The 12959-nt window shown below is 47.7% G+C and carries 13 protein-coding genes and 1 riboswitch; of the genes, 11 read left to right on the plus strand and 2 right to left on the minus strand.

Annotation, left to right across the window (positions count from 1 at the left end; all coding sequences use genetic code 11):
• Positions 1-23 precede the first annotated feature (23 nt).
• The 3 genes from EYR25_RS00415 to tsgA all read left to right on the plus strand — a co-directional run bounded on the left by EYR25_RS00415 (position 24) and on the right by tsgA (position 2695).
• Positions 24-416, plus strand: a complete 393-nt coding sequence (locus tag EYR25_RS00415; RefSeq protein WP_011623072.1) for a YcfL family putative periplasmic lipoprotein — start codon at positions 24-26, stop codon at positions 414-416.
• Between the two features lie 349 nt (positions 417-765).
• Complete coding sequence (gene deoD, locus EYR25_RS00420) at positions 766-1470, plus strand: purine-nucleoside phosphorylase (RefSeq protein ID WP_011717422.1); 705 nt, start codon at positions 766-768, stop codon at positions 1468-1470.
• A gap of 49 nt (positions 1471-1519) precedes the next feature.
• Complete coding sequence (tsgA, locus tag EYR25_RS00425) at positions 1520-2695, plus strand: MFS transporter TsgA (protein ID WP_133178149.1); 1176 nt, start codon at positions 1520-1522, stop codon at positions 2693-2695.
• A gap of 55 nt (positions 2696-2750) precedes the next feature.
• On the opposite strand, the gene EYR25_RS00430 is transcribed toward tsgA, so the two are convergent.
• Positions 2751-3431 carry a Crp/Fnr family transcriptional regulator gene (locus EYR25_RS00430; RefSeq protein WP_133178150.1) on the minus strand — a complete coding sequence of 227 codons (681 nt, stop codon included), beginning with the start codon at positions 3429-3431 and terminating at the stop codon, positions 2751-2753.
• 214 nt (positions 3432-3645) lie between these two features.
• A riboswitch (TPP riboswitch) is annotated at positions 3646-3756 on the plus strand.
• A gap of 53 nt (positions 3757-3809) precedes the next feature.
• Between EYR25_RS00430 and EYR25_RS00435 the strand changes: the two genes are divergently transcribed.
• From EYR25_RS00435 to EYR25_RS00470, 8 genes are all read left to right on the plus strand, one after another.
• Positions 3810-6011: a TonB-dependent receptor gene (locus EYR25_RS00435; protein ID WP_133178151.1), complete on the plus strand. Its 2202-nt coding sequence runs from the start codon at positions 3810-3812 to the stop codon at positions 6009-6011.
• Between the two features lie 95 nt (positions 6012-6106).
• Entirely contained in the window at positions 6107-6367 is a 261-nt protein-coding gene (locus EYR25_RS00440) for a YkoF family thiamine/hydroxymethylpyrimidine-binding protein (RefSeq protein WP_086902132.1), read from the plus strand.
• Between the two features lie 68 nt (positions 6368-6435).
• Entirely contained in the window at positions 6436-7101 is a 666-nt protein-coding gene (gene pnuC / locus EYR25_RS00445; protein ID WP_039978502.1) for a nicotinamide riboside transporter PnuC, read from the plus strand.
• Positions 7102-7191: 90 nt separating this feature from the next.
• Positions 7192-8451: a phosphotransferase gene (locus EYR25_RS00450; protein WP_133178152.1), complete on the plus strand. Its 1260-nt coding sequence runs from the start codon at positions 7192-7194 to the stop codon at positions 8449-8451.
• A 110-nt stretch (positions 8452-8561) separates the two neighbouring features.
• On the plus strand, positions 8562-9434 hold the full coding sequence (locus tag EYR25_RS00455) for a DUF6279 family lipoprotein (RefSeq protein WP_133178153.1): 873 nt from the start codon (positions 8562-8564) through the stop codon (positions 9432-9434).
• A 50-nt stretch (positions 9435-9484) separates the two neighbouring features.
• Positions 9485-10078, plus strand: a complete 594-nt coding sequence (locus EYR25_RS00460) for an HvfX family Cu-binding RiPP maturation protein (RefSeq protein ID WP_133178154.1) — start codon at positions 9485-9487, stop codon at positions 10076-10078.
• A 128-nt stretch (positions 10079-10206) separates the two neighbouring features.
• A complete protein-coding gene (locus EYR25_RS00465) occupies positions 10207-10755 on the plus strand; it encodes an NAD(P)H nitroreductase (protein ID WP_133178155.1) in 549 nt (182 codons plus the stop codon).
• Between the two features lie 48 nt (positions 10756-10803).
• Positions 10804-11301 (plus strand): GNAT family N-acetyltransferase, encoded by a 498-nt coding sequence (locus tag EYR25_RS00470; RefSeq protein ID WP_165953533.1) that lies wholly within the window; start codon positions 10804-10806, stop codon positions 11299-11301.
• Positions 11302-11394: 93 nt separating this feature from the next.
• Here EYR25_RS00470 and astB read toward each other — a convergent pair whose 3' ends face one another.
• Entirely contained in the window at positions 11395-12729 is a 1335-nt protein-coding gene (gene astB, locus EYR25_RS00475) for an N-succinylarginine dihydrolase (protein WP_133178157.1), read from the minus strand.
• Positions 12730-12959 lie beyond the last annotated feature (230 nt).

The following is a 12959-nucleotide window of genomic DNA, read 5'->3' on the forward strand; positions in this document are numbered from 1 at the left end:
TTTTGTGAGTGAGGGAAAACAAAATGAAAGCAATTTACAGTGGATTAATCTTGGCAGCAGCACTGACACTCGGCGCTTGCACTAATACGGCGGGTATTTCGGTGAACTCACTGGGAGAAACCCGTGTCGATAGTAAGAGTTTTGCCCGTGATATCAGTGTCGAAGGGGTTGAGGCGCGCCGTGTTGGCGATCTTATCCAAGGTTCGGCGCTGATCGTCAGCAAGTCCTCAAGCGATATGCGAGTGCAATATAAGTTCACTTGGTATGATGCCAGCGGCTTTACCATCGAAGATGAAGCCACCAGTTGGAAATCGGTGAAATTACACGGCAAACAACAGCTGCAAGTATCGGCCGTGGCCCCAAATGCACAAGTGGCGAAATTCGATGTTTATGTGCGCGAGACCTATTCAAACTAAGCTTGAATCATAGGGTTGAGTTGTCACTATCGCGTTAGAGCATTTGGCACTTCAAAGCTAAGTTAACGCGCATTGATAAAGATTTACGCCACATTGATAAAGACTTACGTTTTTGAGACGTAAGTCTTTTGATTTTATCTATCCTCATCCTCACCAACCCATCTTCCTTCTGCTCGTTTGTGCGAGATGAGTTTGTCCCGTGACGGTTGCTACGCCGAGAAGCAAAATTGCGATAACTGACTCAGTTCGACGGAAAAGACCTAGCCGCGACAGAAAAGCGGACTTTAGTCCTAAAACTATTTCAGGGTTGAGCACTACTATCAGCATATTATTAGATGAGGATAGACCTATGACCGCGCACATTAACGCACAACCTACTGATTTTGCTGAAACTGTAATTATGCCTGGCGATCCGCTGCGGGCAAAATATATTGCCGAAACCTACCTTACCGATGCTGTAGAAGTCACCAACGTTCGTAATATGCTAGGTTACACAGGTTATTACCAAGGGCAGCGTATTTCTGTGATGGGTCACGGTATGGGGATATCCTCAATGGTGCTCTATGGCCATGAGTTGATTAATTTTTTTGGTGTTAAACGCATCATTCGTATCGGCAGTTTAGGCGCAACCCAAAAACACGTGCAAATGCGTGATGTGATTTTAGCGCAAGCAGCGGGTACCGACTCACCCACGAATGCCAAGCGTAGCAGTGGCTATCATATGGCTACCTCGGCCACCTTTTCCTTACTGCACAAAGCCTATACCCAAGCCAATGAAAAAGGCATTAGCGTTAAAGTTGGCAACGTATTTAGTGGCGATCTTTATTATGATCCCGACGAAGATATGATCCCGGCACTGGAGCGTTTTGGGGTGTTGGGTATCGATATGGAAGTCGCGGGTCTTTATGGCTTAGCGCATCAACAGGGCATTGAATCATTGGCCATTCTCACGGTATCCGATCACTGCCTAACGGGTGAGGAAACCACCGCCGAAGAACGCCAGTTATCCTTCAATAATATGATCGAACTCGCGCTCGCGACTGCGCTGAATTAGGTCACACGCTAACCTTGCACCTTTCGCATTTCACGATGGAATGACAAAAATGAATAATAAAATCACCTTAACCGCCATTAGTTTTCTCGCGAACTTTATTATGGCGGGTTTTGCGACGCAATTTGGGATGTTGATAGAACCCATAGCGGAGAAGTTTGCAGCCGATGTGAATGATGTGGCCTCAATCTTCTCCTTACTTAATGGTGGTGCATTGGCGGGGACCATTGCCGCCTTTTTCTTCATTGAAAAGTTGGGCATCAAGCGGATCACCTTACTCAGTTATAGTCTAGTTGCGCTTTCTGCGCTGGCATTACACCTTACCAGTTCGCTACAGCTAGTGATGCAGGCCATGACCTTAATTGGGTTCTGCGGCGGGATTGGGCTGTGTATCGCAGGCACCATTGTGGTGTCAGTATGGCAAGCCAAAATGCAGAGCACTATGTTAGTGGTGCAGGATGCGACCTTTAATGTTGCTGGGGTGGTGTTTCCGCTGATCACAACCTACGCCTTAACCAATGCCTTATCATGGAGTTACAGTTACTTAGCCGTGGGTTTGGTTGCCTTAGGCACGGTGATTATTAGCTTATTCACCAATTTTTCTCTGTGCGAGCAATCATCGAATACGGAGGAGAAACAACAATCAGAGTGGAATTTCGGCATTATCAGCGGCGGTATCGGCTTATTTTTAGGCATGCTGGCGCTGTATACCTTCCTCACGTGGGCACCGTTATTTGTAAAACAAAAATTTGATATCCCATTTGAAGAGGCGGGCAATATCATTACCCAATACTGGTCGGCCGCGTTGATTGGTGCCTTAATTTCAACCCTGATCGTGACCCGGGTAAAAATTCATCATTTCTTAGTCGGTATTATTGGTTTAGCCATGGTGATCACCTTTGTGATTGTGACTACCGACAAGTTGAATTGGATTGCTTATTTAACCTACGGTTACGGCTTTGTCTGTGCGGCACTTTACAATGCGTTTATTGCCTATGGCGTGTCGTTTGTGAAGCAAGCCAGCAGCAAGAATGTCTCCTACATTTTGATCAGTGGCAGTACGGGGGCCATGTTTAGTCCGGCGATCAGTTCGTTCTTCGAACGTATTATCGGCTTGCAAACCGTGATGTATGTGATCCCCGTGCTTTACGCCGCAATCTTTATGCTGCTGATTGCATCGAGCCGGATGAAACCTGCGATGTCTGCACAATCACTTTCGGCAAGTTAAGCTAAAGGCCCATACTTGGTTGTTATCTGCCGAGTATGGGTGTTGTCGAAGTGGGTTAAATGCCTGCTTCGACAAAAGCTTTAAGTGCACTCAGGTTTTTTATCCGAATGCCTTCTTTTTTACGCTCGATTAAACCGCGCTCTTCCAAATGTTGTAATGCCCGTCGGTAGACCCTGTCAGTGGTACCAAAACGCTCCGCCTCTAAATAACGCTTACTAAAACCATCGACGGGTAAATCGTTTAAATACTCATGGTAGATATCGAATGCCACGTTATAGCTGATGGGATAAAGCAGTCTGCGGGTAAAAATATCGACGGTATCTTGGTAATCAATCGCTATGGCACTGGCAAAAAACAGCGCCAGTTGCGGGTGTTGGCCGAGGGAATGTTGCAACTTTTCAGTGCTAATTAGCGAAATTTCCAAGGGCTCGTTGGCGATGATGTCCAGCTGGCACTGGTATTGGGTAAAAAACTCCATCTCACCAAAGAGCTGTGAATCACAATCGATAGTCCCTAATTGGAAACAACGGCCATTTCTGGCGGTGTGCCCCAACGATACGCGGCCTTGCTTGACTAACACCAGCGAGTTTATGGCTTCACCTTGCGTCATCAGGTGAGCGCCTTTTTTGAGCATTTTGACTTCGCTGATACAGCTAAGAATCACTGCTTCAATAAGAGGATAGTCTTGTTCCCATCGCTGGCTATAACGTCCCTTGGCTAACGGTTTTAGCTGCATTGAGTTGACCCTTCTACCATACTTAAAATCGTCGCCTTCTATAGCATTAGAAAGCATATTGGGTCAAATCAGCCAAAGGAGAGAAGGGCGTTTGTATCGACTGATTGTGAGCCGCCAGAGGTTTCAACAAAGGCATGAATGGCGTGAGCTAAGCGTCATTTACTGATGTGCAGTGACAAGAGTGTCTACTTTATGATTTTCGTCATGTATACTTAGCGCCGCCAAGGGGTGTTTGCCAACAAAGTGGCAGACTGAGATGTCATCAGACGAACCCTTAGAACCTGATCCGGCTAATACCGGCGTAGGAATGGGCCAATCAACAGCACACTTCTGAATCGCTTATTCGTTGCCGGATCTCAAACATGTATTTGAGGTCCTATGTCTAACAAAAAGTCTAACAAAAATTCTTCAATCTTCACCGTAGCCTTAACTCGTGCCCCCTTAGCGCTGGCCATTTCGGCTGCGTTAAGCACGGCCGCATGGGCGCAAACCGATGCTATCGATAAACCTGATCCCAGCAATGATATGGAAATCATGGTGGTGACGGCGGATTTTCGCAGTGCCAGCTTAGAGAAAATGCCATCAAGCATTACCGTTATCGATGCCCAGCAAATTCAAGATGAAAGTGCCCAGCACTTTGAAGATGTGATGAACTCCATCGCCAACTTTAACTGGTCGGGTGGCAGCTCGCGTCCTAAGTATTTCCAGATCCGTGGCGTGGGGGAGCAGGAGCAATATCAGGGTGCACCTAACTCGTCTGTGGGTTATATCATTGATGATATTGATTTATCCGGTATCGGCATGGTGTCGAGCATGTACGATCTGCAACAGGTCGAAGTGTTACGCGGCCCGCAGGGTACCCGCTATGGCGCCAATGCGTTAGCGGGCTTGATTTACCTTAAGAGCAACGACCCGACCGATGTGTTTGAACATGGCGCCGAGGTTTCTTTAGGCAATGACGATTTGCAAACCTTCAGCGGTTTTAGCTCAGGGCCGTTAACCGATTCGGGCAAATTGTTATACCGCGTGTCGCTGCAGCAGCATCAGCAAAACGGTTATCGCGACAATCTCTATTTAAATAAAGAAGATACCAATGGTCGTGATGAATTTACTGGCCGCGCTAAATTACGCTGGTATGCCACCGATAATCTGCAACTCGATTTAACCCTGCTGCATGCCGATTTTGATAACGGCTACGATGCCTGGAGCTTAACCAACGATCCTAAACATACTATTTCGGATCAGCCGGGTGTCGATAGCCAGCGCACCACGGGCGCAGGATTTAAAGCAACCTACTCGGGCGCAGAATCGTTTGAGTTAACCTCGCTGACTTCATTTGCCAATACCGATCATCATTACAGTTACGATGGCGATTGGGCGAACCCTGAGTATTGGGCCGCCAAGCAATGTGAGGATGAGGGCAATCTTGCCCCTTGTCAGTACGATTACTTCTGGGACAAAACCGGTCAGCGTAAAACCTTATCCCAAGAGTTCCGCTTAAGCTCGACCGATCAAGGCCGTATTTTTGCCGGTTCAACCGACTGGTTACTTGGGGTTTATGCGATGAACCTTAAAGAAGATAACCAACTGTATTCTGAATATAATACTTGGCCCGATGAGGTATTAGATTCCGAATATGAAGCAACCAATTACGCCGTATTTGGTCAGTTGGATACGGATTTAGGCGCCGATTATGCTTTGTCTGTGGGACTGCGTGCCGAGCGTCGCAATAGCCACTACTCAGATACCAACAATGACAATTTTGACCCGAGCGAAACCATGTGGGGCGGCCATATTGCGCTGAGCAAAGTGCTGAATGAGTCCCATAATGTGTACGCCCGTGTGGCGCGCGGTTACAAGGCGGGCGGTTTTAACATGACCTTGCCAGTCGAACTCAATGATAAAAAAGAGTTTGATACCGAAACCCTATATAACTACGAAATCGGCCTTAAATCCCATTGGTTTGAAGGGCTTATCGATACGAATCTAGCGCTGTTCTATATGGACAGACAGGACCAGCAAGTGGCCGCATCCCAGCAAGATCCGAACAAGCCACAACGCTTTATCCTCTACACTGAAAATGCGGGTAGCTCACACAACTACGGTGCCGAGTTGGACGCCACTTGGTATGCCACCGATAATCTCCAGTTTTACTCAAGCCTAGGTTGGTTAGAGACGGCGTACGGCGATTACCAGTATCAAGATAAATACGGTAGCGCTGTGGATTTAACGGGCCGCGATTTGGCCCATTCACCACACTTAACCTACAGCCTAGGCGGTACCTATCGTGCAAACTCGGGTTGGTTTGCCAACGTCAATATGAGTGGTAAGAGTGAGTTTTACTACTCAGACAGCAACGACTCGCGCTCTGAGCCATACACCATTGTGAATGCGCGTGTAGGCTACGAGGCGAGTGCTTGGTCGGCGTATTTATGGGGTCGCAACCTGTTCGATGAAGAATATGGTGTGCGTGGTTTCTATTTTGGTAATGAGCCGGATAACGGCTGGGCGGAAAAGCAATATATCCGCTACGGCGACCCACGCCAAATTGGGGTCACACTAAACGTTAAGTTTATGTAATCCCAGAAGAATGAGACATCAGATGTCAGGCTGTGTTCGCTCATTACGTCACCGCCTGACGATTGCATTATTAGCATTTGACCCAAGGAGTGAAGATGAAACTCACCGCCGAAATTAGCATGTATCCCTTTAATGAAAATTATCTCGACCCGATCAAATGGTTTATCCATCGCTTGGATAATTATCCAACGATTCAACGTGTTACCAATGCTATGGCGACGCAAGTGTGTGGCGACTATCAAGATGTGATGGCAATGCTGGCGACCGAGATGCAAGCCGCCCATGAAAAATGGGGCAAAGCTGTGTTTGTATGTAAGTTTATTGGTGGTGAGCTGAATTTAGCCCACAGCGAGTAACGCCCTAAGTTAACTTGAACGCTAAAGCGAAGTGGTTCAAGCAAGCGATATAGAGTGAGAGTAAGGCAATGACAGAATTATGGTTAACGCTGGTCAATAGTGTTAATGCTGCCCTAGGGGAAGTCCATGTGATGACCGCATGGGAAGCCTTAGCCGTGGTATTGGCCATGGCCTATTTGCTACTGGCCATGAAGGCGAGCGTTTGGTGCTGGGCGGCGGCATTTACCAGCACGGCCATTTACACTGTCTTGTTTTGGAAAGTGGCACTGCTGATGGAGTCGGTGCTGAATATCTATTACATGGCCATGGCACTCTATGGTTACTGGCTCTGGACCCAAGGTGGCGATAAACATCAAGGGGTGAAAGTGACTACTTGGCCGCTGAAAACCCATTTAAAGTTGATTGTTGCGACGGGGATTGTTTCCTTAGGCGTTGGCCATGGGATGGCAACTTTTACCCAGGCTTCCTTTCCCTATCTCGATGCGGCCACTACTTGTTTTGCGGTGATGACGACCTATTTAGTCGCTAAAAAAGTGTTGGAGAATTGGCTGTATTGGGTGGTTATCGATCTGGTGTCGATTTACCTTTATCTCAGTAAGGGACTGATGCTGACTTCATTATTATTTGTGCTCTATGTTGGCCTGGCGGTTGTAGGCTATTTCCTGTGGCGCGCCGCCCTTGCCGATAGCCGCAATCCCCATCTAGAGTCGAGCGCTGCAAAGCTACTCGGCTAACGGTGGCAGATATCAACAGATGATGGCTAACACACAAGGGCTGCGAATGTTTCATAAGCTATTCAACATGATTGTTGTGGTAAGCCACTAATGCCGCCGCACATTGGGCAGGACAAGGATGCGTTGCTTGCGGTATTAGCACAGGCAGGGCTTACTGATATCACGCAAATTCAGCCCTTAGCGGATGGATTAAGTAACCACAACTACCATATCGAAACGCCGACAGCGCATTATGTCTTGCGAGAAAACGCCAATGCCGCCGATAGCTTTTGTTCGCGGGAACAAGAGTTGTTCTATTGGCGCCATCTTGCCAAGGCAAAGCTTGCCCCCGAGTTGCTGTGGGTGAGTGGCGATCAGCGTTATTACCTAAGCCAGTTTATCTTCGCGCAATCTCTGCCAAGCCTTCCTATAGCATCTCCATTCGCGCCGCTGATGGAGGATATTGGGGGGAGGGAGGCGTTGGTTACCGAAAAGCGTATTGCCGCAAGAGGTATTGATACACTTGAGCAGCTCAAGGTGCAACGCGAGCCAACTATGGCATCAGGTTATCAAGAACTGAGCCAGCAAAATTTAAGCTTGCAAAACTTAAACTGGAACGAATTAAGCTGGAAAGATCTAGAGTCTCAATGCAGTGCGGCGACCTTTTGCTTGGGTGAAACGCACATTGAGGCTTGGTTGCAATCTCATGCCGATATCAAGCTCGCAGCAGACCCGCAGGCTTGGTATCAGTCGGAACGACTCGCTTTGTTAGACTGCTTAACGCCGAATCGCGCCCACAGCCTGTTACTGCAATTGCTGCAACAGCTACGCGTGCAAGCGACTGGGCCGTACCACATCAGTATCACTGAGCAATGGCAGGAATATCACGGGCTGTTGTTAGCCTTTTCCGCAGCGGATATGGGCGAGGCATGGCAGAGCCGATTGGCGCAATTACTCAGCATACAAACACAGATCCTTGATTGGACGGCGACCTTAGCCGATTGTTTAGTCGCGCCGCAGTTTTGCCATCGCGACTTAAATCCCCATAATCTGCTGCTAAAAGATAACCAGTTGTATTGCATTGACTTTGAGTATGCGACCGCCTCTCATCCTCTGTGTGAACTGGCCGTTGTGCTCGCAACTCACCAATTAACGCCTGCGCAGCGGTATCTATTAGTGCGGCAGTATCTGGCTGAACACCCCGGCTTAACCTCGGATGCCATCAAGGCGATACCTGCAGCCATCGAGATGTATTGGGTGTTTGCTGTGTATTGGGCATTATTGATGGCGGCGCACACCCGTGGTGAGCGGCAGCAGGAATACTTCGACTGGTTCGATCATTTCTGGCCACTTATCAGCCACACGTCTTAAGCCTTTTGTTTCTCACTGCCTCTGTTTGGTTATGGTTGTTGTGTTAAAAAAATAAACTTTCTATTAACCTCAGTGTCATAGGATGACCAAGGCTGAACGGATGCAAATTGATGAAAAAAGCTGTGTTGTTAGTGGTGTTGCTATTTGGCTTAACGGCCTGCTCGACCAAATTTAGTTATCATTTTCTCGACTGGGCCATAGGTTGGGAGTTGGATGACTATGTCAGCCTTGATAAAAAACAACAGAAGGTCGTCGATGGGCTTATCGACAAGTTTGTGCTTTGGCACCAATCCGAAGAACTCGGCCATTATGTGGCGCAGTTAACCGAAGTTGAGCAGCAGATCCAAACCAATACCTTAACTCCCGCATTGTGGGCCGAGCATGTCACGCTCGCCAAACGGCATTGGTTTCGGTTATTTGAGTTTGCACTGCCGGAAATGTTGCCGATTATCTCATCGTTAACCGATGAACAGGTGAAGCAAATTCTTACCCAGTCGCGAAAAGACGAGCAGGAATTGATTAAGGAGTTTGCCGGTAAAACCCCCGAGCAGTTACAGCAGGAGGCCGATGAAAATCTTATCGAGCAATTTGATGACTGGCTGGGTAGCGTAACGGATGAGCAAAAAACGCTTATTCATCAATATAATCAACAGCGACTGTCGACCTTAGATATGTGGCTCGATTACCGCCACGAATGGTTACGTCAATTTGAAGTAGCCCTTGGACAGCGCAGCGATATTCCGTTGCTGACCGAGCGATTGACCCTGCTGATGACGCGCCCTGATGAGCTTAAGTCGGAAAAATATCGCACCATTTTAAGGCAAAATACCGAAGCATTCGGCGGCTTGTTACTCACTATCAATGCCTGTCTGTCAGCGAAGCAGTCCAAGCATTTTTATAATAAGCTGAACAAACTTATTCAAGATCTGCGTGAATTAAATCAAGAGGGAATTGAAAAAGTGGCAAAAGCCGCGAAAGATTAATCCCGCCGCCAAGGTCTATTGGGCAACTCCATCTAATTCAGAGATTGCCCATGTTGCTTGTTAACCTTTATCAAAAATTCCTCAATGCGAGCCGTTATAGTGAGGGGCTTGCCCCCTTAGCCCTTCGGCTTTATCTCGCGCCTGTGCTAATGCAGGCTGGCTATAACAAGCTCGCGCATTTTGAAGACACTGTAGCTTGGTTTGCTAATCCCGACTGGGGACTGGGTTTACCTATGCCGACGTTAATGGCGGCGCTGGCGGCAGGCACTGAGTTTTTGGGTGCGTGTTTATTACTCGTTGGCTTAGCAACGCGGCTGATATCTATCCCTTTGATGATAACCATGCTGGTGGCGGCGTTTACTGTGCATTGGCCCAATGGTTGGCTGGCGATTGCCGATGGCCGTTCATGGCTCGCCAATGAGCGGGTACTCGAGGCGGGTGACAAGCTGGATAAAGCCAAATCCCTATTGCAGGAATACGGCAATTACGATTGGTTGACCAGCTCGGGTAACTTGGTGGTGCTGAATAATGGCATTGAGTTTGCGGCGACCTATTTTATTATGTTGCTGGCACTCTTCAGCCTAGGAGGTGGGCGTTATACCAGTCTCGATTACTTTATCGCTAAGCGATATGGCATAAAGTAAGCCAAGTGACTTTGCTTGCAACATTTTCAATCCCACTTTTGCGTGGGATTTTTTGTACCTCTTTAGCCGCAATTTGCTATGCTTGTGCCAATTTATACGCACCCATTTTTAAGAACAGGGATAATCACTTGGACGCTATCGAACTTTTACTCACCCGCCAATCCACCCCAAGATTAACCGCGCCAGCGCCAAACGAGGGCGAGCTTAAAATCATTTTAGATGCGGCGATTCGAGTGCCAGATCATGGCGCCTTAGCACCGTGGGAATTTATTATTGCCACAGGCCAAGGGTTAGACACCTTAGCGGATATCTATGTCAACGCGGCCAAAGCCAGCGGCGCCGATGAAGATTTCATCAATAAAGCCAAAGGGATGCCGATGCGCGCGCCTATGGTGATTACTGTTGTGGCGAAAACCCAACAGCACCCTAAAGTACCTGTGCTTGAGCAGCAAATCGCAGCGGGCTGCGCCACTATGGCGATGCAGCAAGCGGCATTCGCGCTCGGGTTAGGCGCGGTGTGGCGCACCGGGGATTTTGCCTTCGACGCCAATGTGAATGCGGCATTAGGCTTAGCGCCAGAGGATCAAATCGTTGGCTTTTTATACGTGGGCACACCTGCGGTAGCTGCACCGAAAAAGCCGCAAAAGGATGGCAGCCAGTACGCCCGCTACCTATAACCTGGTTTATCCCCTCTGAATGGGAGGCTCAGTATGCAACTACTCAGTATGCAAGTTGCCCAAACCCCAAGATTGCTGCTGCGGCAGTTAACGCCCGATGATGCGTCATTTATTTTGGTATTACTCAACACCCAAGGATTTATCGACAATATCGGCGATAAGGGCGTGCGTAGTTTGCAGGATGCCAAGGACTATATCGCCAATGGGCCAGCGATTAGCTATCGCGAACATGGTTTTGGCTTGTTTGCCGTGGTGCTGGCCGAAAATGGCTTTCCGATTGGCATTTGCGGCCTGATCAAACGGCCGACGCTGGCGGATGTGGACTTAGGTTATGCCTTTTTGCCGCAGTATTGGGGCAAAGGTTATGCGTTTGAAGCCGCTAAAGCCTCACTGGAGTTCGGTAAAACCTTAGGGATTGAACGGATTGTCGCGATAGTGAGCCCGCATAATCAGGCCTCTAAGTCGCTGCTGAATAAATTAGGCATGTCGTTTGAAACCCAGTTGCAGTTAACTCCTAATGATCCGCCGGTTGAATTATTTTCCTGATAAATTCTAATCACATAAATAATAAAGCCCCAACATTGGGGCTTCATTATTCCAGGGTCTCTCTGTCGCTAAACGTTACTTTTTACTGAAACATTATCGCTGGAATGGATATACGCTCCCGAGTTTCATAATTTGAGTGAGCTCATCTAGCGCGGTGCGTGATTCGATAACGAGTTGTGGATCGGCTAAATCCTGAGTTGATAAACGGTCGCGATAGTGTTTATCCACCCAAGCGTTTAAACGTGCAAATAAAGCATCGTTAAGTAAAGTGTGTTGATTTACTGCGGCAACTTCGCGCTCATTCATGGCAACCCGTAAACGCAAGCAGGCCGGTCCTCCACCATTTTGCATACTTTGTTTCACATCGAAATACAGCACTTGTTTGATAGGGGTATTTAACGTTAGTAGCTCATTTAAATACGCATAAACGGCCGGATTCTCTTGGCAGTCCGTAGGGGCTATGATGGCCATTTCGCCCGAGGGAAGGGTGATTATCTGGGTATTAAATAGATAACTCTTTACCGCATCGTTAATTGCCACTTTGGCGGTTGGAACCTCGATAAAGAATAATTCGGTGTCGAGTTTTCGTCTTATTTCATCCAATTTTGCCTGTGTATTCAAGAATGCTTGCTCATGGTAAAACAGCACATTTTGGTTACCCACGGCAATTACATCATTGTGGAATACCCCTTGGTCAATCACGTCAGGATTTTGCTGAATAAAAACACAATTATCTTCCTCAAGTTGATGCAATCTTGCTATCGCCATCGACGCTTCGAGGGTTTGTCTTGCGGGATATTTTTGTGGTCTTGGCGCATTAGGATTGGTGGCCTCTTGACCGTAAACAAACAGCTCTACCCCTGCATGACCATATTCTTGGCACAGGCGAGTGTGGTTCGCCGCGCCCTCATCACCGAAGCTATTATGCTCAGGTAAATGATTATGGTGATGAAAATAGTGGGGATCATTGAAAGTTGCTGTTAAGATGCGCCCCGTTGTGACGGGTTCGATGCTGCGATGTAACTTATCAACGAGGTTCGCGGGGGTAAAATGCAGCTTACCATCTCGTGTGTCGGCACTGGGAGACACGGTTGCCGCATTGGCCGTCCACATGCTTGATGCACTGCAACAGGCATTGAGTAGTGCAGGGGCAGTTTTAGCGGCTTGTTGTAAAACTTGGGTATCGCTGCCTGAAAAACCAATTCGGCGTAGCGTATTAAGATCGGGGCGCTCTTGCGGCGCTAACATGCCTTGGATCATCCCTAAATCAGCGAGTGCTTTGGCTTTTTGCAAACCTTGTTTAGCGGCGGCTTTAGGATTTGAGACTAAAGCGGCGTTGTTGAGTGAGGCCACATTGCCAAAAGACAAACCGGCATAATTGTGGGTTGGCCCAACGAGTCCGTCGAAATTCGCTTCAAAGTGCTTCATTGCTTATCCTTGTGATAGGGAAGGTTATTATTTATTCAAATGGTCCCTGAAGCGACCCAGTATACTGAAGGTTTTTGTGGGCACAAGCGCACGGTTTTGTGCTCAAAGCGACTTTTTCGCGATAAATGCATAACTATTTCTTGCTTGCTGGCAAATAATGAAATATTAGTTTTTAATTACGCAATATTATTTTTTTACATTTTTTCAACTTTGATTAAAAAGTGACTCGC

This window comes from Shewanella decolorationis (genome assembly GCF_004354305.1).
Classification (GTDB): domain Bacteria; phylum Pseudomonadota; class Gammaproteobacteria; order Enterobacterales; family Shewanellaceae; genus Shewanella; species Shewanella decolorationis.

Excerpts from the sequence above, each read along its gene's own strand:
- EYR25_RS00455 (WP_133178153.1), top strand. The coding sequence starts at position 8,562 with ATGAAAAAAGCTGTGTTGTTAGTGGTGTTGCTATTTGGCTTAACGGCC.
- EYR25_RS00430 (WP_133178150.1), bottom strand. The coding sequence starts at position 3,431 with ATGCAGCTAAAACCGTTAGCCAAGGGACGTTATAGCCAGCGATGGGAA.
- EYR25_RS00470 (WP_165953533.1), top strand. The coding sequence starts at position 10,804 with ATGCAAGTTGCCCAAACCCCAAGATTGCTGCTGCGGCAGTTAACGCCC.
- EYR25_RS00415 (WP_011623072.1), top strand. The coding sequence starts at position 24 with ATGAAAGCAATTTACAGTGGATTAATCTTGGCAGCAGCACTGACACTC.
- EYR25_RS00435 (WP_133178151.1), top strand. The coding sequence starts at position 3,810 with ATGTCTAACAAAAAGTCTAACAAAAATTCTTCAATCTTCACCGTAGCC.
- pnuC (WP_039978502.1), top strand. The coding sequence starts at position 6,436 with ATGACAGAATTATGGTTAACGCTGGTCAATAGTGTTAATGCTGCCCTA.
- deoD (WP_011717422.1), top strand. The coding sequence starts at position 766 with ATGACCGCGCACATTAACGCACAACCTACTGATTTTGCTGAAACTGTA.
- EYR25_RS00460 (WP_133178154.1), top strand. The coding sequence starts at position 9,485 with ATGTTGCTTGTTAACCTTTATCAAAAATTCCTCAATGCGAGCCGTTAT.
- EYR25_RS00440 (WP_086902132.1), top strand. The coding sequence starts at position 6,107 with ATGAAACTCACCGCCGAAATTAGCATGTATCCCTTTAATGAAAATTAT.
- EYR25_RS00450 (WP_133178152.1), top strand. The coding sequence starts at position 7,192 with ATGCCGCCGCACATTGGGCAGGACAAGGATGCGTTGCTTGCGGTATTA.
- astB (WP_133178157.1), bottom strand. The coding sequence starts at position 12,729 with ATGAAGCACTTTGAAGCGAATTTCGACGGACTCGTTGGGCCAACCCAC.
- tsgA (WP_133178149.1), top strand. The coding sequence starts at position 1,520 with ATGAATAATAAAATCACCTTAACCGCCATTAGTTTTCTCGCGAACTTT.